Origin of the sequence: Bifidobacterium biavatii DSM 23969 (assembly GCF_000741165.1) — a bacterium.
Taxonomy (GTDB): domain Bacteria; phylum Actinomycetota; class Actinomycetes; order Actinomycetales; family Bifidobacteriaceae; genus Bifidobacterium; species Bifidobacterium biavatii.
Window position 1 is genome coordinate 40733 of sequence record NZ_JGYN01000015.1, and the last position, 26538, is coordinate 67270.

The following is a 26538-nucleotide window of genomic DNA, read 5'->3' on the forward strand; positions in this document are numbered from 1 at the left end:
ACGAACACGCGCTGTCCGCACCCCATGTGTATAGTTGACGATTGGTGTGCGCCGCGAGGCTGCACCGTCTGGAGCCTTGGCCCATCAGCGGGTCGGCGACCGGGAATCGCATGGTTCCCCGCCGTTCGCGCTCGTCGCGGAAAGCGCTGGAGAGGCTGGCTCAGCGCGTCGATCGCAAGGTCGTCGCGTTTCCGTTCAGACAACGACAGAACAACAAAAGGAATAAACCAATGACGAACGTTCAGCGTTCCCGCCGTCAGGTGCGCCTTTCCCGCGCCCTCGGCATTGCACTGACCCCGAAGGCTCAGCGCATCTTCGAAAAGCGTCCGTACGCTCCGGGCGAGCACGGCCGCACCCGTCGCCGTACCGAGTCCGATTACGCGGTCCGTCTGCGCGAGAAGCAGCGTCTGCGCGCCCAGTACGGCGTGTCTGAGAAGCAGCTCCGCCGCGCCTACGAGGAGGCCACCCGCACCGCCGGCCAGACCGGCAACGCCATGCTGACCGACCTCGAGACCCGTCTGGACAACCTGGTCCTGCGTGCTGGCATTGCCCGCACCACCGCCCAGGCCCGTCAGTTCGTGGTGCACCGTCACATCCTCGTCGACGGCAACATCGTGGACCGCCCGTCCTACCGCGTCAAGCCGGGCCAGACCATCCAGGTGAAGGCCAAGAGCCAGACCATGGTTCCGTTCCAGATCGCCGCCGAAGGCGTGCACCGTGACGTGCTGCCGGCGGTTCCGGGCTACCTCGACGTGAACCTCGCCTCCCTGAAGGCGACCCTCACCCGCAAGCCGGAGGTCGAAGAGATCCCGGTGCAGGTCAACATCCAGTACGTCGTCGAGTTCTACGCTCGCTGATCTGGATTCTCTACCAACTGTAAGAATTTACAGCTTAAGGACATACATACGCGCGAACGCCCCGTGGCCCAAGGCCCGGGGCGTTCGTGTATTCCGGCTATATTGAAAACCATGATTCTGCATCTGCATCTGGTCCGCCATGGGCAGACCACGTTCAACCGATACAACCGACTGCAGGGCTGGTGCAATTCGCCGCTGACCGAATCAGGCCTCGCCGACGCCGACAAGGCCGGGCGCAAGCTCGCCGGATACGATTTCGCCGCCGCCTACTGCTCGGACACCACGCGTGCCGAGATCACCGCCGCACGCATCCTCGACATCAACGAGGCCGCTGGACATGCCCGCCCGCGACTGGTCGCCGACATGCACTTCCGCGAACAGTGCTACGGCTACTTCGAAGGCCAGGACATGTCACTCGCATGGACGGCCGCCGGCGGCCCCCACGGCGCGAAGAACTACAACGACATCGTCTCCAAATTCGGCCTCGCCGCCACGCGCGACTTCCTCAAGGAAGCCGACCCGTTCCACGATGCGGAATCCGACGAGGAATACTGGACCCGAGTGGAAGGCGCGTTCGCGCTGATCGCCGCCAATCCCGAGCTCAAGGACGGCGACGACGTGCTGCAGATCTCGCACGGCAACACGCTGCTCAGCCTTGCCCACCGCTTCGGCGGCGACGGGCTTGACCTGAGCGAACGGCCGGCCAACGGATCGGTCACCGACATCGACTTCGACACCGACAAGCCGTTCGCCGAAGCGCTCACGATCACGCGATACAACCAGTGAACGTTTGCTGCGCGGTTGCGCGCGTCGCGTCCGTTGGCTAGTGTTGTGCGGGTATTGTGTGCACGGGTAACGCCGTGATGCAGGAAAGAGGTTCTGATGGGTGTTGGAGAAATCGCCGGCCTGATCGCCGCGATCGCGTTCGCCGTGCTCGCGGGGTTCATGATCTACCCGCTGATCCGCCTCGGCAAGCTGTTCGACCAGATCGCCGAAACGGTCAGGGAATCCGGCGAACACGCGATTCCGGCGCTCGACGAGGGCGTGACCACCGTCAAGCAGGTCAACAAGTCGCTCGAGGACGTCAATCGCATCTCCGCCGCAGCCTCCGCCACCGCCAACAACGTCGGCGCGCTCACGGATCTGTACGGTTCGTTCCTTGGCAAGCCCATCATCAAAATCGCCTCGGCCACGTACGCGCTCAAGTCAACGGCCCAGTCCTTCCTTGCGAAGCAGGGCGTCGGCGGCGCGAACGGCAACGCGACCAAGGGGGAGTGATGTTCAAACGAATCTTCTGGCTTGGCCTCGGCTTCGCGGCCGGCGTGATTGCCGTCTCCAAGGCGACCGCCTACGTGAAGGCCAACACGCCCGACGCCATGCGCCAGTTCGTGCTCGGCCCCGACCAGGATCACGTGACCATGCGCACCCTCGAAGGGCTCGTCAACGAATTCAACGCGACGCGTCGAGCCCGCGAGGCTGAGCTCAACAGGACCTACGTCGAGCGCGCGGGCCGGTAGCCGCGCGGCCGACCGTCCACTTTCCGCAACAGCATCTATCGGACGGCAAACCACAACCATCCGGACGGCGCCTTCACGCCGCCCAAATACAAGGAGTCCAATCACACTTATGCGCACTTCAGAAATCGCGAAGCGCTATCTTGACTATTTCGGCAAGCACGACCACCTCATCGTGCCTTCGGCGTCCCTGATCTCGCCGAACCCGACGACGCTGTTCACCATCGCCGGCATGGTGCCGTTCATCCCGTACCTCATGGGCGAGCAGACCCCGCCGAAGCACCGCATGGCCTCCAACCAGAAGTGCGTGCGCACGCTCGACATCGACGAGGTCGGCAAGACCACCCGCCACGGCACCTTCTTCCAGATGCTCGGCAACTTCTCCTTCGGCGACTACTTCAAGGAAGAGGCCATCCACTATGCGTGGGAGCTGCTGACCACCCCGCAGGAGCAGGGCGGCTACGGCTTCGACCCGGAGAAGCTGTGGATGACCACCTTCACCGACGACGAGGAAGCCCGCTCCCTGTGGAAGAACGAGGGCGTTGACCCCGAGCACATCCAGATCATGGGCATGGAGGACAACTTCTGGACCACCGGCGGCCCCGGCCCCGGCGGCCCGTGCTCCGAGATCTACGTCGACCGCGGCCCCGAATACGGCGTCGAAGGCGGCCCGATCGTCGATGAGAACCGCTACATCGAGATCTGGGACCTCGTGTTCGAGAACTACGAGGTCGACAACGTCAAGTCCAAGACCGACCTGCACATCGTCGGCGAGCTCGAGAACAAGAACATCGACACCGGCGCCGGCCTCGAGCGCCTCGCCTACCTGATGCAGGGCAAGCAGAACATCTATGAGACCGATGAGGTTTTCCCGGTCATCGAGGCCGCCGAACGCCTGTCGGGCCGCAAGTACGGCGAGGACGAGAAGGCCGACGTGAAGTTCCGCGTCGTGGCCGACCACGTGCGCTCCGCCCTCATGATCATGTCCGACGGCGTGCGCCCGTCCAACGTCGGCCGCGGCTACGTGCTACGCCGCCTGCTGCGCCGCACCATCCAGGCCATGCGCGTGCTCGGCGTGACCGATCCGGTCATCCCGGAGCTGCTGCCCGTGTCCAAGGATGCGATGGTCGCCTCCTACCCGGAGCTCAACGATACGTTCCACGACGTGTCCGAAGCGGCCTACGGCGAGGAGGACGCGTTCCGCCGCACGCTCGACAACGGCATCCAGATCCTCGACGTGGCCGTGGCCAACGCGAAGAAGAACGCCGATCCGACCGTTTCCGGCGACGACGCGTTCACGCTGCACGACACCTACGGTTTCCCGATCGAGCTCACCCTCGAAATGGCCGCCGACCAGGGCGTCAAGGTCGACGAGGCCAAGTTCCGCGAGCTCATGAGCGAGCAGAAGTCCCGTGCCCGCGCCGACGCGCTCAAGAAGCGCCACAACGTGGACCTGTCCGTCTACGACGACTTCAAGAAGACGCTCGCCAAGCCGATCGACTTCCTCGGCTACACCGATTTCTCCGCCCGCGGCACCGTCATCGGCATCATGCAGGAAGGCAAGGGCTCCGTCCCGGCTGTCACCGCCCCGGCGAACATCGAGGTCATCCTCGACCGCACCCCGTTCTACGCGGAGGCCGGCGGCCAGCTCGCCGACCAGGGCGAGATCCTGTCCGACGACGGCGCGGTGCTCGAAGTCGACGACGTGCAGAAGCCGATCAAGGACCTCATCGTCCACCAGTGCCGCCTGACCGAAGGCACCCTCGTGGTCGGCTCGCCGGTTAACGCGAGCATCGATCTCGACCGCCGCGGCGCCATCGCCCGTTCGCACACCGCCACGCACATGGTGCACAAGGCGCTGCGCGAGGAGCTCGGCCCGCAGGCCACCCAGCGCGGCTCCGAGGACGCCCCGAACCGTCTGCGCTTCGACTTCCAGTGGTCCAAGGCCCCGTCCAAGACCGTGATGAACGCCGTCGAGGCCCGCGTCAACGAGAAGCTGCGCGACAACCTCGCCGTCACCACCAAGGAAATGAAGTTCGACGACGCGATCGCGCTCGGCGCCATGCACCTGTTCGGCGAGAAGTACGGCGACATCGTGCGCGTCGTGTCCATCGGCGAGGACGGCTGGAGCCGCGAGCTGTGCGGCGGCACCCACGTCGACCACGTCGGCAAGATCGGCATGGTCAACATCATGTCCGAAGCGTCCATCGGCTCCGGCGTGCGCCGTGTCGATGCGCTCGTCGGTGCAGGCGCGTACGACTTCAACGCACGTGAGCACGCGCTGGTCTCCCAGCTGAGCGACAAGCTCAACGCCCGTCCGGACGAGCTCGCCGAGCGCGTGAACACGCTGCTCGCCAAGCTCAAGGAATCCGATCGCCGTCTCGCGGCCATGTACGAAAGCCAGCTGGCCGCCGCCATGCCGGCGCTCGTGGCCGAAACGCGCGAGTCGTCCGCTCCGGTCAAGGTCGCCGCGAAGAATGTCGGCCACTTCGGTTCGTTCGATGCGCTGCGCAAGACCGTACTCGACGTGCGCGGCCAGCTCGGCGACGAGGCCCCGGTTGTCGTGGCCCTCGCCGGCGTGTCCGAAGACGACAAGCCGATGGTCGCCGTGGCCACCAACGAGGCCGCCCGCAAGGCCGGCATCAAGGCCGGCGATCTCGTGCGTGGTGCATCCAAGATCCTCGGCGGCGGTGGCGGCGGCAAGCCGGACTTCGCCCAGGGCGGCGGCGCCGACGCGTCGAAGATCGACGAGGCGATCGCTGCGCTGAAGAACGAGGCGCTGAAGGGCTGAGTCGCCTGGTGGTATGGCTCGGCGTTGATTTGGGTGATGCCCGGGTCGGACTCGCGTTGTCCGACCCGGAGCTCACCTTCGCGCACCCTGCGGGCAATGTCAGGGTGTTCGGAGATTCATTCCAGGCATTGGACGACGTCATCGGCGTCATAGAAGACGAATCGGTGGAACGCGTCGTGGTGGGATTGCCGCTGCAGCTTGACGGCACCGAAGGCAAAAGCGCAAAAAAAGCGCGCCGGTGGGCTGCGAACCTCGCCAAACGAATGCAAGACTACATCGATGCGGGGGAGTGCGCCGTCGCGCACGTTCCTGACATCATCCTGCTGGACGAGCGGCTGACCACGGTCAGCGCGCACAGGCAGCTGCACGAGGCTCAAGTCTCCGGCCGCAAGCACCGTCCAGTGGTCGACCAGCAGTCGGCGGTGGTGATACTGCAATCGGCGTTGGACGCGAACGAGTAGACGGAAGACGGGGAGAGAACCATTGGGTGAGGATCTCGAGCATTTTTTCTCTGATGAGGGAGCCGGAGACGACACGCATGGCGACTTGTTCGCCTTGCCTCCGCAGCCTCCGGCGTCCCGCAGCGAAATGCGGCGCAAACGTGAACGCATTCGCCGTCGCAGGATGATCACCGCCGTCGCGGCTATTGTCGTGGTCGCGCTGATCGTCGTCCTCGGCGTCATCGGCATGGGCAAGCTCAAGGCATGGCGCGACGCGCGAGGAGGCGACACAACCGCGGCCGTGCAAGACTACAGCGGACCGGGCGACAAGGACGTGACGTTTACCGTTTCGACCGGCCAGGGCGCCGGCGAGGTGGCCGAAAACCTCGTCAAGGCGGACATCGTCAAGTCCGCGGCGGCATTCACCAATGCGGTCGCGACCGCCGACGCCACGCTGTATCCGGGATCGTTCGCGCTCAAAACGCATATGAAGGCGTCCGACGTAGTCGCGATTCTGTCCGATCAAAGCAAGGCCGGCGGCTTCCTGGAAGTCAAGCCGGGCGACCGGGTGAGCGCCGTGCTCGCCTCGCTATCCGCAATGGACGGCGTTGACGCATCCGCATACAAGACGATACTTGAAGGCGACGGTTCGGGCATTCTGCCCGCCGAAGCCTCGGGCAGCTTTGAAGGGTGGCTCGAGCCGGGCGCGTACGACGTCGCCGACCGCTCCGCCTCGGACGTCGTCAAGGCCATGGTGGACGCGCGCATCGCCAAGCTCGACAAGCTGGGTGCGCCGAGCGGCGAGGAACGCGAGCGGATCATCAAGATCGCGTCCATCGCCGAGGCCGAGGTCAACCGCGAGGAGTACTACGGCAAGGTCGCGCGCGTCATCGAGAACCGTCTGGCGAAGAACATGAACCTCGGCATGGACACGTCGCTCGCGTATGGACTCGGCATCACGGCCAACGAGATCACCGACGCGGACATCGCCGACGCCTCCAATCCGTACAATCTGCACCAGAACGCCGGACTGCCGCCCACGCCGATCAGCAATCCGGGCGACAGCGCCATCGCCGCGGCCATCAGCCCCGAACAAGGCGACTGGCTGTACTTCGTGACCGTCAACCTGTCGACCGGGGAGACGAAGTTCGTCAACACGGAAGCCGAGTTCTGGAAGATCCGCGACGAATATAAGAACAACAACGAGAACGCGAACTAGCGTTCACCGGGCCGGCCGGCGCCTCTACGCGCCGACCGGCCCGCATGCTTCAGAGCACGAATCCGAACAGCATGGCCGCAAGACCCGCGACCACGATCACCGGAGCGAACGGCACTCTGCCGGCGTACGGTGTATCGGATTGCGGGTCGAAGCGTATCCAGACCGCCATCCAGACCAGTCCCAGCAGTCCCATCGCCAACCACCAGACGATCATCGCGTCCAAACCGAACAAGCCGACAGCGAGTCCGGTCATCAGCGTGCACGTCACGTCGCCGAATCCCAGCGCTCCCGGCTTCGCCAGCGCGAGCAGACACTGCAGCACCGCAGCAACCATCGCGAACAGCACGGCTTGCGGCACAACGAACAGCGAGTTGACCGCCAAACCGTAGACGACGTCGGCGATCAGCTGCGCCAGACAGCCCGCAGCGATCCACGCGCGCGGCACGCGGCGGCGGCGCACGTCTTCGGCACTGACCGCCAGTCCACAGAGCAGACTCGGCAACATCGCAAGGTAAGGCATACCGCTACAATAGCCCGCAGTTGACGACGACAAGCAAAAGGAGAGTACGGTATGTTGCGCTGGCAGACGGCGGGCGAATCGCACGGCGAAGCATTGGTGGCGATGATCGAAGGGCTTCCCGCGGGCGTCGAGATCCGCACAGACGACGTCGTGTCCGCTTTGGCGAGGCGCCGCCTTGGCTACGGTCGCGGCGCGCGCATGAAGTTTGAACAAGACAAGGTGCGTTTGCTCACCGGCGTGCGACACGGCAGCACGCTCGGCTCGCCGGTCGCCATCGAAATCGCGAACACCGAATGGCCCAAGTGGACCGAAGTGATGAGCGCCGACCCGCTCGACCATGATCTGCCGCGCGAAGGACGCAACGCACCGTTGAGCCGCCCGCGCCCGGGACACGCCGACCTGACCGGCATGCGCAAGTACGGTTTCGACGACGCCCGTCCGGTACTCGAACGCTCCAGTGCGCGCGAAACCGCGTCCCGCGTCGCGCTCGGCGCGGTCGCTGCCAAGTTCCTCGAACAGGCCGCGGGCATTCGCACCGTCGCGCACGTACTGTCCATCGGCGGCGCCGGCGTGGACGAAACCGCCGCGGACCGTGTACTGCCGACCCCCGACGACGTGGCCGCGCTCGATGCGTCCCCGGTGCGCACGCTCGACAAGGCCGCCGAGGAACGCATGGTCAAGCGCATCGACGAGATCAAGGCTAACGCCGACACAGTCGGCGGTGTGATCGAAGTGATCGCGTACGGCGTGCCTGCAGGCCTCGGCACGTACGTCGAATCCGACCGACGGCTCGATGCCGCGCTGGCGTCCGCCGTCATGGGCATCCAGGCCATCAAGGGAGTGGAAATCGGCGACGGATTCCTCGAAGCGGTGCGACCGGGTTCCGCCGCGCACGACGAAATGGTGCCCGGCGATAACGGACATATCACGCGACTGACCAACCGCGCCGGCGGTATCGAAGGCGGCATGTCCAATGGCGAGCCGATTCGCGTGCGCGCCGCCATGAAGCCGATCCCGTCGATCCCGCGCGCGCTGCGCACCGTCGACGTGGCCAACGGCGACGCCGCGCAGGCCATCAACCAGCGTTCCGATTCGACCGCCGTGCCGGCCGCGTCCGTCGTGGCCGAGGCGATGGTGCGCCTGACGCTCGCGAAGTTCGTGCTGGAGAAGTTCGGCGGCGACAGCGTGGCTGAAACGCGCCGCAACATGGAAAGCTACCTCGCCTCGTGGCCGGAGCACATGCGATGAGCGATGCCGGCATGCAGCATCCCGTGGCTGTCATCATCGGCATGATGGGCGCGGGCAAGACCCGCGTTGGCCGCGAGGTCTCGCAGATGATGGGACTGCCGTTTAAGGACGCCGACATTGAAATCGAGCGCGAAGTCGGCATGACCATCCCCGAATACTTCTCGCGATACGGCGAACCGGCATTCCGCAAGGTGGAAAGCGACCTGATCCGCCGCACGCTGGACGAGTTCGGCGGCCTATTCGCGCTCGGCGGAGGCGCTCCCATGACGCCCGCTACGCAGGACGCGCTGGCTGACTACATCGACGGGGGAGGCCGGGTGATCTACCTGCAGGCTGACCCCAAGGAGGCCATGGAACGCGCCAACCGTGGTGGCGGGCGCCCTATGCTCGACGGCGGTGACGCCAACGCGCGCTGGATGCGTCTGTACGAGCAGCGCGACCCGGTGTTCGACCGGATTGCCAACGTGCACGTGCGCACCCACGGTTCCACGCCGCAAATGGCCGCAAGAAAGGTGATGAACATGATCGAAGAACGCGTCGTGCACGTCGGGGTCGTCTCGGCGGACGACTACAACGTGCGCATCGGCGAAGGCGCGATGAATCATCTCGCCCCCGTGCTCGGCGACAAGCCGGCGCGCATCGCGCTGATCCACACCCAGCCCGTGCAGCGGCACTCCGACCGCGCCCGCGCCCTGCTGCGTCAGGCCGGCTACGAGGTTTCCGACATCGTGATCCCGGACGCGGAGGCGGGCAAAACCGTCACCGTGGCGAACGGCGTGTGGGAGCGGCTCGGTGCCGAAGGCTTCACCCGTTCCGACGCGGTGGTGGGCGTGGGCGGCGGCGCGGCCACCGATCTGGCCGGATTCGTCGCGGCAACGTGGATGCGCGGCATCCGCTACGTGAACTGCCCGACCTCGCTGCTCGCCATGGTCGACGCTTCCACCGGCGGCAAGACCGGCACCAACACCGCGGCCGGCAAGAACCTCGTCGGCTCGTTCTACACGCCCGCCGGCGTGCTTGCCGACATGACCACGCTCGCTTCGCTGCCCAACGACATCTTCGTCGAGGGCCTCGGCGAGGTCGCCAAATCCGGTTTCATCTCGGACCCGGAGATCTTGCGCATTCTTGAAGAACATGCGGACGAGTTGCGAGGCTTCGACGGTGCGACCTTCCTCGGCACACCGCTCGAGGATGTGGTCGCCGAACTCATCGAACGCACGGTGCGCGTCAAGGCGAAGCACGTGTCCGCCGACCTCAAGGAGGCCGGCTTGCGCGAATTCCTCAACTACGGGCACACGATGGGCCACGCGATCGAAAAGATGGAGCACTTCCGCTGGCGGCACGGCAATGCGGTCGCCGTCGGCATGGTGTACGCGGCCGAACTGGCGTGCCTGCTCGGCCACATCGACCGCGATCTGGTTGACTACCACCGCTCCCTGCTCGCCTCGCTCGGACTGCCGACCTCATGGAACGGCGGCTCGTTCGAAGACGTGCTCGCGATCATGCACCGCGACAAGAAGGCGCGCGGCAACAAGCTGCGCTTCGTCGTGCTCGACGGTGGTCCCGGCCGCATGATGCACCTTGACGATCCGCCGGCGGACGCGGTCGAAGAGGCGTTCCACCGCATCCAGCACTGACCCGACGCCCGTCCCGCGGCGGCAATCCCAGCCGAATGCGCGGGGCGGGCTCCGTTTCGCCATCATTTTGCCAAAAAGGAGCAACCATGACCAAAGTGATCGTCGTCAACGGGCCGAACCTGGGCCGTCTCGGCGTACGCCAGCCCGACGTGTACGGCCGTCAGGACCTTGAGGAACTACGCCGCCTGTGCATCGGGTGGGGTGCCGAACTCGGCCTCGACGTCGAAGTGCGCCAGACCGACGACGAAGCTGAAATCATCCACTGGATGCATCAGGCCGCCGACGAGAAAACGCCCGTGGTGATGAACCCGGCCGCGTTCACGCACTACAGCTATGGGCTTGCGGATGCCGCCCACATGGTCGGCGACGCCGGCCTGCCGCTCATGGAGGTGCACATCTCCAATCCGTCCGCGCGCGACGAGTTCCGCAAGCGTTCCGTCATCAGCCCCGTCGCCACCGGCACCATCACCGGACTCGGCTTCTTCGGCTACAAGCTCGCGCTTGAAGCCGTCGCGCACATCCTCAGCGAGCAGGGCAAGTGACGTGACGATGTGACGTCGGACGTCGAGGCGTCTTTGCGTCTTTCTATTTTCGGGCCCGTCCGTTCCAAGCAACGGACGGGCCCATCGCGTAAACACGCCCGGTCACATACGGATGATAGGATGAAATTCCATGGTTAGAAGACAACATGGCAATTCCCAAGAACACGTCACCAAGCATATCTTCGTCACCGGCGGCGTGGTTTCCTCACTCGGCAAGGGTCTGACCGCATCTTCGCTCGGCCGCCTTCTGCGCAGCCGCGGCATCCACGTTCTTCAGCAGAAGCTCGATCCGTACATCAACGTGGACCCGGGCACGATGAACCCGTTCCAGCACGGCGAGGTCTACGTGACCGAGGACGGCGCCGAAACCGATCTCGATATCGGCCACTACGAGCGTTTCCTCGATGTCTTCCTCTCCCAGAAGGCTAACGTCACCACCGGTCAGATCTACCAGGAGGTGCTGCGTAAGGAGCGCGCCGGCGAATACCTCGGCCAGTGCGTGCAGGTCATCCCGCACATCACCAACGAGATCAAGTCCCGCATGCGCGCGCAGGCGAGCGACGACGTCGACGTGATTATCACCGAAATCGGCGGCACCGTCGGCGACATCGAATCGCAGCCGTTCCTTGAGGCCGCCCGCGAGGTGCGCCGCGACCTCGGCGCGGAGAACTGCATGTTCGTGCACGTCTCCCTCGTGCCGTATATCTCCGCCGCTCACGAGCTCAAGACCAAGCCGACCCAGCATTCCGTCATGATGCTGCGCCAGCTCGGCATCACCCCGGACGCGCTCGTGCTGCGCTCCGACCGTCCGCTCAACAAGTCCATCAAGGACAAGATCTCCCTGATGTGCGACGTGGACGAGGAGGGCGTGGTCAACTGCGTGGACGCGCCGAGCATCTACGACGTGCCGAAGATCCTGTTCAACGAGGGCCTCGACGCGTACGTCGTGCGCGAGCTCGGACTGCCGTTCCACGACGTCGACTGGGATGAGTGGGCCGACCTGCTCGAACGCGTGCATCATCCGAAGCACGAGGTCAACGTCGCGATCGTCGGCAAGTACATCGACCTGCCGGACGCGTACCTGTCCGTCACCGAGGCCATCAAGGCCGGCGGCTTCGCCAACTGGGCCAAGGTCAACGTCAAGTGGGTCGCCGCCGACAAGTGCGAGACCGAGGAGGGCGCGGCAGCCGCGCTCGACCAGGTCGATGGCATCGTCATCCCGGGCGGCTTCGGCATCCGCGGCATCGACGGCAAGATCGGCGCGCTCAAGTACGCGCGCGAAAACAAGCTGCCGGCGCTCGGCCTGTGCCTTGGCCTGCAGTCTATGGTCATCGAATACGCGCGCCACGTGCTCGGCATCGAGGACGCGAACTCCACCGAGTTCGAGCCGGATTGCGCCAACCCGGTCATCGCCACGATGGAGGAGCAGAAGGACATCGTCGCCGGCCACGGCGACATGGGCCACACCATGCGTCTTGGCTCCTACCCGGCTGAACTCGAGGAAGGTTCACTGGTCGCCGAACTGTACGGCACCACGCATGTGACCGAACGTCACCGCCACCGCTACGAGGTGAACGTGGCGTACAAGGATCGTCTGCGCGAGGCCGGCCTGCGCATCTCCGGCCAAAGCCCGGACGGCGAGCTCACTGAGTTCGTCGAGCTGCCGCAGGACGTGCACCCGTTCTACGTGGCCACGCAGGCGCACCCGGAGTTCAAGTCTCGCCCGACCAAGCCGCATCCGCTGTTCGCGGGCCTCGTCAAGGCCGCGCTCGACCACCAGGCCGAACGCCAGCGCTGAACGAGCTCGCCGGCGAACGTAATATACGTGATATATAGGTGATATAGATCACGCTCAGCCGATAACGAATCATGCCCATGGATTCCTTGGAATTCATGGGCATGATGCATAATGAGGGGAACGCGCGCCAGCGCGGGCAATTGGTAGTGGCACACAAGAGAATGAACAAGAGTTCGCATGAGCAACAATAACGGACAGTTCAACAACGGGTTTCCCCAGCGCGGAAGCAACGCGGCCGGATCAATGGCATTCGCCGCGGACGGCGAACAGACCGCGGTGCTGCGGCCCATCAGCTTGGACTCGTTCGCCGCTCCGATGTCGGCCGACGAGATCAAAAGCATCGAACGCATGCCCAAGCGCCATCTGGTGTGGCCATGGGTGCTGGCCGCCGTCGTCGCGATCCTTGCCGCCTTCGCGGGCGGCGCATACTGGTTCTTCCAGTCGCATGTCCTGCCCGGCGTGACCTTATGGGGCAATTCGGTCGCCGGCCAGTCGCAGGAACAGATCGCGGACGACATCGACCAGGCCGTGGCCAAGTCGGCCGTGACCGTTTCGTACAACGGCAACACCGCCAAGATCACGCTCAAGGATCTCGGTCTGAGCGTCGACTCGCAGGCCATCGCCAACGAGGTGCTCAACGCCAAACGCGACGGCGCATGGTGGCAGCGCTACGCCTTCTGGATCACCAGCGACGTGACCACCGAACCGGCCAACCCGGCTGCGGCCGACTCCACCGAACTCAACAGCCGCCTGTCCATCAGCGAGGTCAAGCCCGTGGATGCGCAGGTCACGCTTAACGAAGACAAAACCGGATTCGAGACGGTCGCCGGACAGCAGGGCCAGGGCGCCGACCCTGAGCCGGTCGCCAAGGCCGCGGTCGCGCTTGTCGAAACGCTCGGCGCAAACGAGTCGAAGACCATGAATGTGGAACTCAAATCCACTGATCCGGCCGTCACCGACAAGATCGCCGAACAGGCCAAGGCCACGCTCGACAAGCTCGTCAAGAATCCCGTGACGCTCAAGATCGGCGACCACGCCATCGCGGCCCTCGATGCCAACGCGTTGGCCGCGGCGTCCACCGTCAACGCCAACGAGAACGCCAAGCTCACCGCCGGCGAAACGCGCAGCGGATATGTCGTGTTCAGCGCGGACAAGCTGCAGCAGTACTACGAGAACAATATCAAGCCGACCTTCAACACCAAGCGCGAAGACCGCGAAGTCATCGTCAACAACAACGACGAAGAAATCAAGGTGCTCAAGGAAGGCCATGACGGCATCTCTATCGCCGACGGGGCCGACGTGAACATCGGCACGGACGGCGCGACGCTGCTCGCCAACGGCGGCGGTTCTCTCGACGTGCAGGGCAGCATCGACGCGATGCAGACCAAGAAGACCAAGCGCCACGTCGTTGTCGACCTGTCCGACAACAAGGTGTACGCCTACGAGAACGGCAAGCTGATCCGCACGATGAGCATGTCCGCCGGCCAGGGCAACGACCGCAAGACCGGCGAATGCACCGGCCAGGACCTGTGCACGCCGACCGGCGACTTCACTATCTGGCTCAAGTACGAGTCGCAGGATATGAGCGGCAACCTCACCTTGTCCGACGGTTCCAAGGAAACCTGGGACGTCAAGGGTGTGGGATACGTCAACTACTTCTCCCACACCGGTTGCGCGATCCACCGCATCGCCACGAAGACCGCGATGAACGACGCGCAGGTTGCCGCGCTCGGCAACACGTCCCATGGTTGCGTCGGCATCGGCTGGGATCAGGCCGAATGGTTCTACAACTGGGCCGTGTACGGCACGAGCGTGCACGTGCAGGTGTGATACGGCACGTCCGTCACGTGCGCATCACACGCGCATGACGCAGGATGATCGACGGGGCGGGCAGGTCGCGCAAAGGACCTGCCCGCCCCGTTTTGTTGTTCCGACGGTTTGTTCCCGGCTGGGATGTGCGAGCAACATCACGTCCGCGTTCGGCCAAATCCGGGCGGCCGGCTAGTGTTTCGTACCAGGTTCTGTTAGGTTTACGTAGGAACTTTGTGAAGTCGATTGGAGGGAAGCGTACGGTGAGCGAAAACCAAGCGCCAAACGCCGCGGCTGACGTGGAGATGAGCCAGTATGTGGCCGATCGTGCCCGCGTCAACGAGGAGAAGATCAAACAGGATGACGAGATCATCCAGCAGTTCGGCGACTACAGCTACGGCTGGCACGACTCCGACGCGGCCGGCGAGGCCGCGAAGCGAGGCATCGACGAGAACGTCGTGCGCGCCATCAGCGCCGACAAGGGTGAGCCGCAGTGGATGCTCGACATGCGATTGCGCGGATTCAAGGCGTTCCTTGACAAGCCAATGCCTGACTGGGGTGTCGACCTGAGCGGCTTCAACGCCGACGATTTCAAGTACTACGTCAAGCCGATCGACAAGCAGGCCAAGACGTGGGAGGAACTGCCCGACGACATCCGCTCCACCTACGACCGCCTCGGCATCCCCGAAGCCGAAAAGAAGCGCCTCGTCTCCGGCGTCGCCGCACAGTACGAGTCCGAGGTCATCTACAACTCCATCCAGGAGGACCTCAAGAAGCAGGGTGTGATCTTCGTCGACACCGACACCGCCGTGCGCGAATACCCCGACCTGGTGCGCAAGTACTTCGGCACCGTCGTCTCCCCGGAGGACAACAAGTTCGGCGCGCTCAACACCGCCGCATGGTCCGGCGGCTCGTTCGTGTACGTTCCCAAGGGCGTGCACGTCGACATCCCGCTGCAGGCGTACTTCCGCATCAACACGCCGGCCATGGGCCAGTTCGAGCGCACGCTCATCATCGCGGACGAAGGCTCCTACGTGCACTACGTCGAAGGCTGCACTGCACCGATCTGGTCCGAGGATTCGCTGCACGCGGCCATCGTCGAGATCATCGTCGAAAAGCATGCGCGCGTGCGCTACACCACCGTGCAGAACTGGTCGAACAACGTGTACAACCTCGTCACCCAGCGCGCCTACGTGCGCGAGGGCGGCACGATGGAATGGGTCGACGGCAACATCGGCTCCAAAGCCACCATGAAGTACCCGGCCTGCATCCTCGCCGAACCGTACGCCACTGCGTCCACGATGTCGCTCGGCTTCGCCGGCAAGGGCCAGTACCAGGACACCGGCGCGAAGATGATCCACCTCGCCCCGCACACCAAGTCCACGATCGTCGCCAAGTCGATCTCGCGCGGTGGCGGCCGATCCGCTTACCGCGGCCTCGTCAAGATCGTCGACGGCGCGTACGGCTCGTCGAATTCGACCGTGTGCGACGCGTTGCTCGTCGACGACTTCAGCCGCTCCGACACGTACCCGCATGTGGACGTGCGCGAGGACGACGTGACCATGGCGCACGAGGCGACCGTCTCCAAGGTCTCCGAAGACCAGCTGTTCTACCTGATGAGCCGCGGTCTCGAGGAGAAGGAAGCCATGGGCATGATCGTGCGCGGCTTCGTCGAGCCGATCAGCCGCGAGCTGCCGATGGAGTACGCGCTCGAACTGAACCGTTTGGTCGAACTGCAGATGGAAGGATCGGTGGGCTGATTCCCATGGCATCGAATACTGCTGAACTCAACATTCCCGTCGCGGATCCGAACGACCCGTACGCGATCCCGGCGGCCATGCCGTCGAGCGCCGACAAGGAACCGCGTTCGTTCGACGTGGCCGACTTCCCGACGCCGACCCGCAAACAGGAGGACTGGCGGTACACGCCGCTCGACCGCATCGGGGAATTCTTCGACGTGTTCAAGCCGAGCGGCGAAACCACGCTGGTCATCTCCAACGTCGACGGTACGCCGGTCGATCCGAAGCACGTCACCGTCAGCCAGAAAAAGCTCGGGCAGGGCGTCTCCGGTACCGTGTCCAAGCCCAGTGACCGTGCGGCGGCCGTCGAATGGAACTCCGGCCACACGGCGACCATCATCGAACTGAGCGGCGAACTCGGCCAGCCTGTGCTCGTGCGCGTGCTTGGCGGCGGCGAGGATCTCGACGCGCTGCACCTCGTCATCGCGGCGGCCGACGGCACGCACGGCGACGTGGTTGTCGAGCACAACGGCACCGCGCGCCTCGCCGAAGGCGTCGAAATCACCACCGGCAAGGACTCGCACCTGTCTGCCACGTTCATCCAGGAATGGGACAAGGGTTCTAAGCACGTCGGCAACCACCGCATCCACGTGGGCGAAAACGCCTCGTTGCGCCACTCCGTCGTCACGCTCGGCGGCGACGTCGTGCGCATCCGCATGGACCAGGACTTCGGCGGCCCGCAGGGCGACCTCAACATGCTCGGCATCTACTTCGTCGACCCGGGCGAGCACATCGAACACCGCACGATGGTGGTGCACAACCATCCCGAATGCAAGTCGCGTGTCGTTTACAAGGGCGCGCTCGACGGCAAGGACGCGCACTCGACGTGGGTCGGCAACGCGCTGATCGCGCCCACTGCGCCCGGCACCGACTCCTACGAGCTCAACCGCAACCTCGTGCTCACGCCGGGCGCCATCGCCGACTCCGAGCCGAACCTCGAGATCGAGAACGGCAACATCATCGGCGCGGGCCACGCCAGCTCCGTCGGCCGTTTCGACGACGAGGAGCTGTTCTACCTGCAGTCGCGCGGCATCCCCGAAACCGAGGCGCGCAAGCTCGTCGTGCGCGGCTTCTTCGGCGAACTCGTCGAGGAGATCGGCGTGCCGTCCGTTGCCCAGCACCTCATGGACGTGATCGACCGCCGCCTCGCGCGCGGCGAGGACGCGGCCATGCAGGCGGTGCTCGAAGACAAGTAAAACCAAGACTTTTCATTCGTCAGTAACAGGAGAATCCAATGTCCACTCTGGAAATCAAGGACCTGTACGCCTCCGTCGAAACCAAGGAAGGCCGCAAGCAGATCCTCAAGGGCGTGAACCTGACCGTCAACTCCGGCGAAACGCACGCCATCATGGGCCCCAACGGCTCCGGCAAGTCCACGCTCGCCTACACGCTCGCCGGCCACCCCAAGTACGAGGTCGATTCGGGCGAAGTGCTGCTCGACGGCGTCGACATCCTCAAGCAGACCTCGGACGAGCGTGCCAAGGAGGGCTTGTTCCTCGCCATGCAGTACCCGGTCGAAGTGCCGGGCGTGTCCATGACCAACTTCTTGCGCACCGCCAAGACCGAGGTCGACGGCAAGGCCCCGGCCATCCGTACCTGGACCAAGGAGCTGTCCGAGGCTATGAAGCGCCTGCGCATGGACCCGAAGTTTGCCACGCGTTCCGTCAACGAGGGCTTCTCCGGCGGTGAGAAGAAGCGCGCCGAAGTGCTCCAGCTCGAACTGCTCAAGCCCAAGTTCGCCATCCTCGACGAAACCGACTCCGGCCTCGACGTCGACGCGCTGCGCATCGTGTCCGAAGGCGTGAACCGCGCCAAGGAGGCCAACAACTTCGGCATCCTCATGGTCACGCACTACACGCGTATCCTCAAGTACATCAAGCCGGACATCGTGCACGTCTTCGCCGACGGCCACTTCGTCAAGACCGGCGGTCCGGAGCTGGCCGACGAGCTCGAGGAGCACGGCTACGATGCGTACCTGCCCGAAGGCGCCGACTCTGAATCCGCACTGGCGTAAGTTTCGCCGGTAACCGCGTGGGGTCGGGATGTTCCATTCCCGACACGCTCCGGGCCGCTCGGCCAAGTCATACGGTCGTGAACGGAACATCCCGACCCCACGCTTGTTGATACGGATTGTCGCGTTTTTCCGTTTGCTGACTAAGGGGAACACATGGTTGATTTTGGAGCGATTCGGGGGGAGTTCCCGATTTTGGATCAGGAGGTGCATGGGCATCCGCTCGTGTATCTCGATTCGGCGGCGACGTCGCAGAAGCCGCAGTGTGTGATCGACGCGGAAGCCGAGTTCTACCGCACGATCAACGCGGGCGTGCACCGCGGCGCGCACGAGCTGGCGGCGCGATCGACGGTCGCGTTCGAGGAGGCGCGTGCCAAGGTCGCTCGTCTGGTCGGCGCGAATGCCGAAGAGGGTCAGGAGGAGGTCGTTGTCACCGGTGGTGCGACCGCCGGCCTGAACCTGCTGGCGACCGCGTTCGGCAACGCGAGCCTCGGACGCGGGGGAGAGGCGGCCAAGCGGTTCGCGCTGAAGCCCGGCGACGAGATCGTCGTGTCCAAGGCCGAGCATCATTCGGTGCTGCTGCCGTTCCAGGAGCTGGCCTACCGCACCGGTGCCACGCTCAAGTGGTTCGACCTGACCGAGGACGGGCGCATCCGCTCCGATACGGCCGACGAGGTCATCACCGAACGTACCAAGGTCGTGGCGGTCACGCACGTGGGCAACACCACCGGCGCGATCACCGACATCGCCCCGATCGTGCGCCGCGCGCACGAGGTTGGTGCCGTGTTCATCCTCGACGCATGCCAGTCGGTACCGCATCTCAAGGTTGACTTCCACGCGATGGACGTCGACTTCGCCGCATGGAGCGCGCACAAGATGTACGGCCCGACCGGAGTCGGCTTCCTGTATGGCAAGCGCGAATTGCTTGAGGCGTTGCCGCCGGCGAGCTTCGGCGGATCGATGGTGGAGCTCGCGTGGATGGACCAGCCCGCACAGTACATGGAGCCGCCGGCGCGCTTCGAGGCCGGCACGCAGCCGGTCGCGCAGGTCGTGGCCGCCGGCGTCGCTGCCGAATGGATGATGAACATCGGCCTGGAGAACATCGAGGCGCACGAGAAGACGATCGCGGCTGAACTGCTCAAGCTTGGCGACATTGACGACGTGCGCATCCTTGGCCCGCGCGAGAACGTGAACCGCATCGGCACCGTCGCGTTCGACGTGGCCGGCGTGCACCCGCACGACGTCGGCCAGTTCATCGATGCGCAGGGCATCGCCATCCGAGTTGGCCACCACTGCGCCCAGCCGGTGCACCGCCATTTCGGCCTGTACGCGTCGAACCGTGCGTCGAGCGGCGTGTACAACAGCGTCGACGACGCGAAGGCGTTGGTCGAGGCCGTGGCAAAAGTCCGTCCGTTCTTTAAGGTGTGATGTATGAACGATTTTGGCATGAGCGGCGATGACCTCGAACAGATGTATCAGGAGGTCATCCTCGAAGCCGCACGAGATCCGCATGGTAAGGAATCCTTCGCGCCCGACCTTGCGTCGGAGGACAGCGCATCGGCTGGCGACAGCACAATCCGCGCCAACCACGAATACTGCACGCCGGGTGAGTCCCACCAGTTCAACCCGACCTGCGGCGACGAGGCGACCGTGCACGTGGAGGTCTCTGACGCCGAACCGCATCGCATCGAACGTCTTGTGTGGGACGGCCATGGCTGCTCCATCTCGCAGGCGAGCTTGTCGGTGATGGTCGACCTGTGCGCCGGCAAAACCGTGGATGAGGCGATGGACCTGTTCCGCGATTTCCACGAGCTCATGGAGTCCCGCGGCGCCGGCCTGAACGACGACGCCAAGGAGGAGAAGCTCGAGGATGCGGTCGTGTTCCAGGGCGTGTCCAAGTATCCGATGCGCATCAAGTGCGCGCTGCTCGGCTGGGAAGGCATGCGCGATTCGGTCGCCAAGGCGCTGGCCGCGAAATGACGGTTCCGGCTCCCCTCGGGTGAGGGGAGCCGGAGTATATTGAATACCAACTGTTTTACACAACGTTTGGAGTGATATGAGCGACAATCTGGTGCCCGAACCCGAACCGTCGGTGTTCGATGCGGTGAACAAGGTGCTGGGCGACGAGGAGGCCGCGCGTCGTGTGATGGCCAATCCGAATCTGGCAGCGGGTTTCCCGAACGGGCGTCCCGCGCCGGTTTCCGATACGGCGGACGGCGATACCGACATGTGCGCATGTGGTCGTCATCCGAAAAATGAATGCGGCCATGACGGCGAGCATTCCAGCGAGGACGACATCCCACTGAAAGCCGTCGACGAGATCGGACGCGCCACCGCAGCCGACGTCAAGGAGGCGCTGCATCAGGTCATCGATCCGGAACTCGGCATCGATGTGATCGATCTGGGCCTTGTCTACGGCATCGAAATCGACGAGCTGGGCCGCGCGATCATCACGATGACGCTCACCACGCCGGCCTGTCCGCTCACCGACCTGATCGAGGATGAGTGCGCGAGCACGCTTGCCGGTCTGGTCGAGGAGTTCCGCATCGACTGGACGTGGCAGCCGCGTTGGACGATGGATAAAATCACGCCGGAAGGCCGCGAGCAGCTGGCCGCGCTCGGCTTCAACTTCGACAATCTGCCGAAGTACTGATTCATAACGAGGTGATGCGGCGGTCGCACTCCGCCGCATCACCTTTTCAGGCATGAAGAAAGCCCCGACCTTGATGGCCGGGGCTTTCTTCATGCGCTGTTCGTGCCGTCGATCAGTCGTCGACGATCGTGCCCTTCGGCACGACGGTGATGCCCTCCGGCGTCACCGTGAAGCCGCGCGCGAGATCATGCTCGGTGTCGATGCCGACGGTCGAGTTCTCGGTGAGCACGACGTTCTTGTCGAGGATCGCCTTGTACACGCGCGCACGACGGTTGATGACCACGCCGTCGAACAGCACGGAGTCGACGACCTGAGCCCACGAGTGGATGCGCACGTTCGGCGACAGCACGGAATGGTGCACTTCACCGCCGGAGACGATCACGCCGGGGGAGACGATCGAATCGGTCGCGTGGCCCAGACGGTCGCGGCCCGCATGCACGAACTTGGCCGGCGGCAGCGTGCCGGAGTTCGTGTAGATCGGCCAAGCTTGGTTGTACAGGTTGAACTCGGGCACGTAGGCGATAAGGTCCATGTGCGCATCATAGAACTGCTTGATGGTGCCCACGTCGCGCCAGTAGGCGTGATCGGTCTCCGTCGCGCCCGGGATGACGTTCGTGTTGAAGTCGTACACGCCGGCCTCGCCGCGCGCCGCGAAGTACGGGGCGATGTCGCCGCCCATGTCGTGCTTGGTGTCCTCGGCCTTCTCATCCTTGGCGAGCGCGTCGAACAGGGCGTCCGTGTTTGCTACATAGTTGCCCATCGAGGCAAGGAACGAACCCGGATCGTCCGGCAGACCCTCGGTCGTGGCGGGCTTCTCCTGGAATTCGCGGATCTGGTTCGGATGGTCCGGATCCACGCTGATCACGCCGAACTGGTTCGACTGGGCGATCGGCTGGCGGATGCCGGCGACCGTGAACTCTGCGCCGGACTCGATATGCTGTTCGACCATCTGGCCGAAGTCCATACGGTAGACGTGGTCGGCGCCGACGATCACGACGATGTCGGGCTGCACGTCCTCGATGATGTTGATGGTCTGGTAGATCGCGTCGGCGGAACCGAGGTACCAGTGCTTGCCGAGACGCTGCTGTGCCGGAACCGGGGAGACGTAGTTGCCCAACAGCGAGGAGAAGCGCCACATCTGCGAGATATGGCGGTCGAGCGAATGCGACTTGTACTGGGTGAGCACGATGATATGCCGGTAATCGGAGTTCACCAGATTACTCAGCGGGAAATCGATCAGACGGAACACGCCGCCAAAGGGCACGGCGGGCTTCGCCCGGTCACGGGTCAACGGCATCAGGCGAGTTCCTTCACCGCCAGCTAGGACGATGGAAAGAATCTTTTGCTTGTTTTTCGCCATCTGATGCTCCTCTCTTGGGTCTTAAGCGTCTTGCGACACCGAACTTCTGTGCGTCCCACGCTTCATCGCATGGCCTGACACACTTAATACTTGCACAAATTTTGCGACATGCAAGGCAGCCGCGCGGGCATGTCGGCAAGTTTTGATGACTTTTCAGCGAATTCTGGTCGAATAGAAGGCCACGGCGCTGGAAGCGGCCACGTTGAGCGAGTCGACGCCGTGGCTCATGGGGATTTTCACGGTCAGGTCGGCATTGGCGATGGTGTGCCGGCTCAGGCCGTCGCCTTCGGTGCCGAAGATCAGCGCGAGCTTGTCGATGTGGTCGGATGCAGTCGGATCGTTGTTCAGACGGCGGACGAGCTCGTCGAGGCTGATCGAGTCGTCGGTGAGCGCCATCGCCACGGTGGTGAAGCCGAGGTCGTGCAGTTCCCTGAGCCCGTCGAATGGCCAGGCGTGCTTCGATTCCATGCCGATGCGCGTCCACGGGATCTGGAACACGGTGCCCATCGACACGCGGGCGGCGCGACGGTACAGTGGGTCTCCGCAGGAGGGGGTGACCAGTACCGCGTCCACGTCGAGCGCGGCGGCCGAGCGCATGAGCGCGCCCACGTTCGTATGATCGACGATGTTTTCCATGACGGCCACGCGGTGCGCGCCGGCGCAGACTTCGGCCACACTCGGCAATGGCCACCGGCGCATTGCCGCAAGAGCGCCGCGGTGCAGGCGGTATCCGGTCAGTTGCTTGAGCTGTTCGGGGGAGGCGACGTAGACAGGCACGTCGGTGCCCCAGTGTTCGTCCACGTATGCAAACGTGTCGGCCATGCCTTCGATCCACGGTTCCTCGACGAGCAGCGAGATCGGCTCGCGTCCGGCGGCGAGCGCGCGGTCGATGACCTTGGGGGATTCGGCGATGAACAGGCCCTTGGCTGGTTCAAGCCGGTTGCGCAGCTGCATTTCGGTGAGGTTCGTGTAGGCCGCCACGCGTTCGTCGTCGATGGAGTCGATGGTGATGAACCTCATGGAACGTGCCTTTCCTCGCAATGATGGTGAATACAAGAAAACCCCGTGTTTCCACGGGGCTTTTCCGGTGTCCGAGATGGGACTTGAACCCACACGCCTGTATAAAATAGGCACTAGCACCTCAAGCTAGCGCGTCTACCATTCCGCCACCCGGACAAGGTGTTGTTTGAGGCAACGTGTAGATACTTTACCAGTGTTCTCAAATGCGTCAAATCGCGTGGTTGCAGCGGCGTGTCGCAAGTCATGGCGCGGGTTTTGTGTACGCTGGTGGACCATGACGAATCCTCTTTTCCTGCTCAATCCGGCGCAGGACGACGTGCCGGTGAACAGCGACGAACTGAATACCGGGTGGAAGATCACCCTGCCGGCTTCGGTCCGGCGCCACGCCATCCAGGCCATGCGCATGTCGGACGGCGACGAACTCGACCTGTCGGACGGCCGGGGTCTGCGCATCCGCGCCGTGCTGTGTGACGCCGCCAACGCGATGGCCGAAGTGCTTGAAGTCGGACGCGAGCCGCAGCCGGTCACCCGCCTTGCGCTTGTGCAGGCGCTGGCGAAGACCGGACACGACGAGCAGGCCATCGATATGGCCACGCAGATCGGCGTCGACACGGTGATTCCGTGGCAGGCCGACCGGTCGATCGCCAAATGGAAGGCGGGACGCACTGACAAGAAATGGTCGCAGACGCTCGCGGCTGCGACCGAACAGTCGCGTCGTGCATGGATGCCCGAACTGGCCGATTGTGTGACCAGCCGGCAGATTGTGGCCGACTGCCGCCGCGCGTGCGTGCATGGCGATCTGATGATCGTGCTGCATCAGGATGCGACCGACACGTGGGACGGCATCGAACGCCGCGTGCGCGCGCTGGCCGACCAGTGCCTCGAGGACGGGCGCCCGCGCACCATCAGCGTGATGGTCGGACCGGAAGGCGGCATCAGCGATGCGGAAGTCGACATGTTCAAGGACGCGGGCGCGCAGGTGTGCGTGCTCGGTTCGAACATTCTGCGCGCCTCCGCGGCCGGTCCGGTGGCCCTATCCCTGCTGTCGAGGACGCTGGGCCGAATCTGACCGAAACATGCCGCGTCGAATGTGGCAAATGACATGCCCGCGCAATAGCATGGAGCCAGCGCACAGCGCAAAACCTACGGACGCTACAAAGGAGCGACATGAGCGATTCACAGGACTGCCTGTTCTGCAAGATCATCGCCGGGGAGATCCCCAGCACGAAGGTGTACGAGGATGAAACCACCTACGCATTCAAGGACATCAACCCGAAGGCCAAGGTGCATGTGCTGATCGTGCCGCGCAAGCACTACGCGAACGTCGCCGAACTGGCCAAGGCGGATCCGGCCGAACTGGCGCACATCGCCGAAGTGGCCCAGTCCATCGCCGACAAGGAGTTCCACGGCGCGTACCGTCTGATCTTCAACACGGGTCTTGACGCGGGGCAGACCGTCTTCCACGTTCACGCCCACGTGCTGACCGGCGAAAAACTGGACGAGTAGCGACCGCGGGCGCGGTGGGAAGACCGTTTCTCCTGCCGCGCCGGCGCGCAGCCCGACAAGACACATACGAACACAACCAACGAGCACACAAGAGGTTTGTTTGGCGACCACAACGCGAACCATCACCATCCCATCCGAACTTGACCCGGTAGCCGTGCTGGGGCCCGTGGACGAGGTCCTCAGGCAAGTCGAGCAGGCGTTTCCGGACCTGACCATCATCGTGCGCGGCGACCGCATCGCGATCATGTCGCGGTCCAAGCAGTCCGAACCGCAGGCGGCCCAGGCCGAAGACGTGCTGAACACGATCATCCGCGCCGCATACAGCGCGCCGATGGACGCCGACACCGTCCGCCGCCTGCTCGACCAACAGGTCCTGCCCAATCGCGTGCGGCAGGACTTCTTCGAACGCAACCGCCAGCAGCGCGCAACAGTCCCGCGCCCGGCCGAAACCGCCGCGCGATGCGCGGACGAGCCGGGGGAGCAGTCGCAGGAACGCCGCAGGCCGCGCGTGCCCGGCGTCATCACCTTCGCGCTCGGCCAGCCAGTCCGACCCAAAACCGCCGGACAGATCGCCCTCGTCAACGCCATCGAATCGCACACCATCACGTTCGCCATCGGCCCGGCCGGCACCGGCAAAACGTATCTGGCCGTCGCCAAAGCCGTGCAGGCGTTCCAGGAGCGGCGCATCCGCCGCATCGTGCTGACGCGCCCGGCCGTGGAGGCGGGGGAGAATCTCGGCTTCCTGCCCGGCACGCTCAACGAGAAGGTCGACCCGTATCTGCGTCCGCTTTACGACGCGCTTTCGGACATGCTCGGCTCCGACCAGCTGCGCCGGTACATGGACGACGGCACGATCGAGGTCGCGCCGCTCGCCTACATGCGCGGTCGCACACTCAACGACGCGTTCGTGATCCTCGACGAGGCGCAGAACACCACCGAACAGCAGATGAAGATGTTCCTCACACGACTCGGCTTCAACACGACCATGGTCATCACCGGCGACATCACGCAGGTCGACTTGACCGTGCCCCGGTCGGGACTTGCCACCATCGAGCACATCCTCGGCGGCATTGACGACATCGCGTTCGCTCACCTCGAATCCAGCGACGTGGTGCGCCACAAGCTCGTGGGCCAGATCGTTGCCGCCTACGAACACCATTCGGCCATCGCCGGCGACCACAGCACCAAGGCGCGACGCGAACACGGCGAAATGAAACAGTACGGTGCTTATGCGGCCGCCGCCGCGTACGAGCGGGCGGGCCGCGCGGAACGCACCGAACGCGAACGGGAAGAACGAGCCGAACGGGCTATGGAGACCGAACGGAAGGAGAACGCGCGATGAGCGTCGACGTGACCAACGAAACCCAGTGGACCATCGACCCGAAGGTGTTCTCCGACCTCGGCGTGTGGGTCATGGACCAGATGCGCGTAAGCACGCAGTCCGACCTGACCATCCTGTTCGTCGACCCCGAGCCGATCGCCGAACTGCACGAACGCTGGATGAACCTCGAAGGCCCCACCGACGTGATGAGCTTCCCCATGGACGAGCTGCGCCCCGGCGACGGCAAAACCGTGATGGAAGGCGTGCTCGGCGATATCGTCATCTGCCCGTGGGTCGCCGCCCAGCAGGCCGCCGCCGCCGGGCACGGTACCCTCGAGGAAATGCTGCTGCTCACCATCCATGGCATCCTGCACCTGCTCGGCTACGACCACGTCGGCCCCGAACAGGAACGGCAGATGTTCGGCCTGCAGCGCCAGCTGCTGCTCACCTTCATCGCTGTGCGCCACAGCGTCGGCGCACAGGTCGGCCTGCC

At 64.4% G+C, this 26538-nt stretch carries 25 protein-coding genes and 1 tRNA gene; 22 read left to right on the plus strand and 4 right to left on the minus strand.

Annotated features, from left to right (window positions below):
* Positions 1-230 precede the first annotated feature (230 nt).
* From rpsD to mltG, 7 genes are all read left to right on the plus strand, one after another.
* Positions 231-857, plus strand: coding sequence for a 30S ribosomal protein S4 (gene rpsD, locus BBIA_RS06080; protein ID WP_033495585.1), 627 nt, complete (start codon positions 231-233; stop codon positions 855-857).
* 111 nt (positions 858-968) lie between these two features.
* Entirely contained in the window at positions 969-1643 is a 675-nt protein-coding gene (locus BBIA_RS06085; protein WP_033495583.1) for a histidine phosphatase family protein, read from the plus strand.
* A 96-nt stretch (positions 1644-1739) separates the two neighbouring features.
* A complete protein-coding gene (locus BBIA_RS06090; protein WP_033495581.1) occupies positions 1740-2135 on the plus strand; it encodes a DUF948 domain-containing protein in 396 nt (131 codons plus the stop codon).
* The gene (locus BBIA_RS06095; RefSeq protein WP_033495579.1) at positions 2135-2374 is read left to right on the plus strand and encodes a hypothetical protein; all 240 of its coding nucleotides are present in this window, start codon (positions 2135-2137) and stop codon (positions 2372-2374) included. Before BBIA_RS06090 ends, BBIA_RS06095 begins: the two co-directional genes overlap by 1 nt.
* A gap of 109 nt (positions 2375-2483) precedes the next feature.
* A complete protein-coding gene (gene alaS / locus BBIA_RS06100) occupies positions 2484-5162 on the plus strand; it encodes an alanine--tRNA ligase (protein ID WP_033495577.1) in 2679 nt (892 codons plus the stop codon).
* 8 nt (positions 5163-5170) lie between these two features.
* Positions 5171-5623 (plus strand): Holliday junction resolvase RuvX, encoded by a 453-nt coding sequence (gene ruvX, locus BBIA_RS06105; RefSeq protein ID WP_033495575.1) that lies wholly within the window; start codon positions 5171-5173, stop codon positions 5621-5623.
* Between the two features lie 22 nt (positions 5624-5645).
* Entirely contained in the window at positions 5646-6821 is a 1176-nt protein-coding gene (gene mltG / locus BBIA_RS06110) for an endolytic transglycosylase MltG (protein WP_033495573.1), read from the plus strand.
* A gap of 49 nt (positions 6822-6870) precedes the next feature.
* Here the strand turns inward: mltG and BBIA_RS06115 are convergent, their stop codons facing one another.
* Complete coding sequence (locus BBIA_RS06115) at positions 6871-7341, minus strand: prepilin peptidase (protein ID WP_033495571.1); 471 nt, start codon at positions 7339-7341, stop codon at positions 6871-6873.
* Positions 7342-7392: 51 nt separating this feature from the next.
* Between BBIA_RS06115 and aroC the strand changes: the two genes are divergently transcribed.
* From aroC to BBIA_RS06170, 11 genes are all read left to right on the plus strand, one after another.
* A complete protein-coding gene (gene aroC / locus BBIA_RS06120) occupies positions 7393-8589 on the plus strand; it encodes a chorismate synthase (RefSeq protein WP_033495569.1) in 1197 nt (398 codons plus the stop codon).
* An 11-nt stretch (positions 8590-8600) separates the two neighbouring features.
* Complete coding sequence (locus tag BBIA_RS06125) at positions 8601-10226, plus strand: bifunctional shikimate kinase/3-dehydroquinate synthase (protein WP_033495643.1); 1626 nt, start codon at positions 8601-8603, stop codon at positions 10224-10226.
* 86 nt (positions 10227-10312) lie between these two features.
* Entirely contained in the window at positions 10313-10768 is a 456-nt protein-coding gene (locus BBIA_RS06130) for a type II 3-dehydroquinate dehydratase (RefSeq protein WP_033495567.1), read from the plus strand.
* Between the two features lie 130 nt (positions 10769-10898).
* The gene (locus BBIA_RS06135) at positions 10899-12566 is read left to right on the plus strand and encodes a CTP synthase (protein WP_033495565.1); all 1668 of its coding nucleotides are present in this window, start codon (positions 10899-10901) and stop codon (positions 12564-12566) included.
* 177 nt (positions 12567-12743) lie between these two features.
* Positions 12744-14396, plus strand: a complete 1653-nt coding sequence (locus BBIA_RS06140) for a L,D-transpeptidase (protein WP_033495563.1) — start codon at positions 12744-12746, stop codon at positions 14394-14396.
* Positions 14397-14680: 284 nt separating this feature from the next.
* Complete coding sequence (sufB, locus tag BBIA_RS06145; protein ID WP_051923850.1) at positions 14681-16135, plus strand: Fe-S cluster assembly protein SufB; 1455 nt, start codon at positions 14681-14683, stop codon at positions 16133-16135.
* A gap of 5 nt (positions 16136-16140) precedes the next feature.
* Entirely contained in the window at positions 16141-17370 is a 1230-nt protein-coding gene (gene sufD, locus BBIA_RS06150) for a Fe-S cluster assembly protein SufD (RefSeq protein WP_033495560.1), read from the plus strand.
* Between the two features lie 38 nt (positions 17371-17408).
* Positions 17409-18188, plus strand: a complete 780-nt coding sequence (gene sufC / locus BBIA_RS06155; RefSeq protein WP_033495558.1) for a Fe-S cluster assembly ATPase SufC — start codon at positions 17409-17411, stop codon at positions 18186-18188.
* A 153-nt stretch (positions 18189-18341) separates the two neighbouring features.
* Positions 18342-19613 (plus strand): cysteine desulfurase, encoded by a 1272-nt coding sequence (locus BBIA_RS06160; protein WP_033495556.1) that lies wholly within the window; start codon positions 18342-18344, stop codon positions 19611-19613.
* Between the two features lie 3 nt (positions 19614-19616).
* Positions 19617-20165 (plus strand): Fe-S cluster assembly sulfur transfer protein SufU, encoded by a 549-nt coding sequence (sufU, locus tag BBIA_RS06165; protein WP_033495554.1) that lies wholly within the window; start codon positions 19617-19619, stop codon positions 20163-20165.
* Positions 20166-20241: 76 nt separating this feature from the next.
* Positions 20242-20838 carry a metal-sulfur cluster assembly factor gene (locus BBIA_RS06170; RefSeq protein WP_033495552.1) on the plus strand — a complete coding sequence of 199 codons (597 nt, stop codon included), beginning with the start codon at positions 20242-20244 and terminating at the stop codon, positions 20836-20838.
* A 112-nt stretch (positions 20839-20950) separates the two neighbouring features.
* On the opposite strand, the gene glgC is transcribed toward BBIA_RS06170, so the two are convergent.
* The 3 genes from glgC to BBIA_RS06185 all read right to left on the minus strand — a co-directional run bounded on the left by glgC (position 20951) and on the right by BBIA_RS06185 (position 23374).
* Entirely contained in the window at positions 20951-22198 is a 1248-nt protein-coding gene (gene glgC, locus BBIA_RS06175; protein ID WP_033495550.1) for a glucose-1-phosphate adenylyltransferase, read from the minus strand.
* A 153-nt stretch (positions 22199-22351) separates the two neighbouring features.
* The gene (locus BBIA_RS06180; protein WP_033495483.1) at positions 22352-23218 is read right to left on the minus strand and encodes a TrmH family RNA methyltransferase; all 867 of its coding nucleotides are present in this window, start codon (positions 23216-23218) and stop codon (positions 22352-22354) included.
* Positions 23219-23286: 68 nt separating this feature from the next.
* Positions 23287-23374, minus strand: a tRNA-Leu gene (locus BBIA_RS06185).
* A gap of 118 nt (positions 23375-23492) precedes the next feature.
* Between BBIA_RS06185 and BBIA_RS06190 the strand changes: the two genes are divergently transcribed.
* The 4 genes from BBIA_RS06190 to ybeY all read left to right on the plus strand — a co-directional run.
* Positions 23493-24287 (plus strand): 16S rRNA (uracil(1498)-N(3))-methyltransferase, encoded by a 795-nt coding sequence (locus tag BBIA_RS06190; protein ID WP_033495482.1) that lies wholly within the window; start codon positions 23493-23495, stop codon positions 24285-24287.
* 98 nt (positions 24288-24385) lie between these two features.
* Positions 24386-24724: a histidine triad nucleotide-binding protein gene (locus tag BBIA_RS06195; RefSeq protein WP_033495481.1), complete on the plus strand. Its 339-nt coding sequence runs from the start codon at positions 24386-24388 to the stop codon at positions 24722-24724.
* A 100-nt stretch (positions 24725-24824) separates the two neighbouring features.
* On the plus strand, positions 24825-26066 hold the full coding sequence (locus tag BBIA_RS06200) for a PhoH family protein (RefSeq protein WP_081892115.1): 1242 nt from the start codon (positions 24825-24827) through the stop codon (positions 26064-26066).
* Positions 26063-26538, plus strand: a 476-nt coding sequence (gene ybeY, locus BBIA_RS06205; protein ID WP_035138141.1) for an rRNA maturation RNase YbeY, incomplete at its 3' end; no start/stop codon positions are given. The genes BBIA_RS06200 and ybeY, both read left to right, overlap by 4 nt.

Coding starts and splice junctions, on each gene's coding strand:
- rpsD (WP_033495585.1), top strand. CDS start 231: ATGACGAACGTTCAGCGTTCCCGCCGTCAGGTGCGCCTTTCCCGCGCC.
- BBIA_RS06085 (WP_033495583.1), top strand. CDS start 969: ATGATTCTGCATCTGCATCTGGTCCGCCATGGGCAGACCACGTTCAAC.
- BBIA_RS06090 (WP_033495581.1), top strand. CDS start 1,740: ATGGGTGTTGGAGAAATCGCCGGCCTGATCGCCGCGATCGCGTTCGCC.
- BBIA_RS06095 (WP_033495579.1), top strand. CDS start 2,135: ATGTTCAAACGAATCTTCTGGCTTGGCCTCGGCTTCGCGGCCGGCGTG.
- alaS (WP_033495577.1), top strand. CDS start 2,484: ATGCGCACTTCAGAAATCGCGAAGCGCTATCTTGACTATTTCGGCAAG.
- BBIA_RS06115 (WP_033495571.1), bottom strand. CDS start 7,341: ATGCCTTACCTTGCGATGTTGCCGAGTCTGCTCTGTGGACTGGCGGTC.
- aroC (WP_033495569.1), top strand. CDS start 7,393: ATGTTGCGCTGGCAGACGGCGGGCGAATCGCACGGCGAAGCATTGGTG.
- BBIA_RS06125 (WP_033495643.1), top strand. CDS start 8,601: ATGCAGCATCCCGTGGCTGTCATCATCGGCATGATGGGCGCGGGCAAG.
- BBIA_RS06130 (WP_033495567.1), top strand. CDS start 10,313: ATGACCAAAGTGATCGTCGTCAACGGGCCGAACCTGGGCCGTCTCGGC.
- BBIA_RS06135 (WP_033495565.1), top strand. CDS start 10,899: ATGGTTAGAAGACAACATGGCAATTCCCAAGAACACGTCACCAAGCAT.
- BBIA_RS06140 (WP_033495563.1), top strand. CDS start 12,744: ATGAGCAACAATAACGGACAGTTCAACAACGGGTTTCCCCAGCGCGGA.
- sufB (WP_051923850.1), top strand. CDS start 14,681: ATGAGCCAGTATGTGGCCGATCGTGCCCGCGTCAACGAGGAGAAGATC.
- sufD (WP_033495560.1), top strand. CDS start 16,141: ATGGCATCGAATACTGCTGAACTCAACATTCCCGTCGCGGATCCGAAC.
- sufC (WP_033495558.1), top strand. CDS start 17,409: ATGTCCACTCTGGAAATCAAGGACCTGTACGCCTCCGTCGAAACCAAG.
- BBIA_RS06160 (WP_033495556.1), top strand. CDS start 18,342: ATGGTTGATTTTGGAGCGATTCGGGGGGAGTTCCCGATTTTGGATCAG.
- sufU (WP_033495554.1), top strand. CDS start 19,617: ATGAACGATTTTGGCATGAGCGGCGATGACCTCGAACAGATGTATCAG.
- BBIA_RS06170 (WP_033495552.1), top strand. CDS start 20,242: ATGAGCGACAATCTGGTGCCCGAACCCGAACCGTCGGTGTTCGATGCG.
- glgC (WP_033495550.1), bottom strand. CDS start 22,198: ATGGCGAAAAACAAGCAAAAGATTCTTTCCATCGTCCTAGCTGGCGGT.
- BBIA_RS06180 (WP_033495483.1), bottom strand. CDS start 23,218: ATGAGGTTCATCACCATCGACTCCATCGACGACGAACGCGTGGCGGCC.
- BBIA_RS06190 (WP_033495482.1), top strand. CDS start 23,493: ATGACGAATCCTCTTTTCCTGCTCAATCCGGCGCAGGACGACGTGCCG.
- BBIA_RS06195 (WP_033495481.1), top strand. CDS start 24,386: ATGAGCGATTCACAGGACTGCCTGTTCTGCAAGATCATCGCCGGGGAG.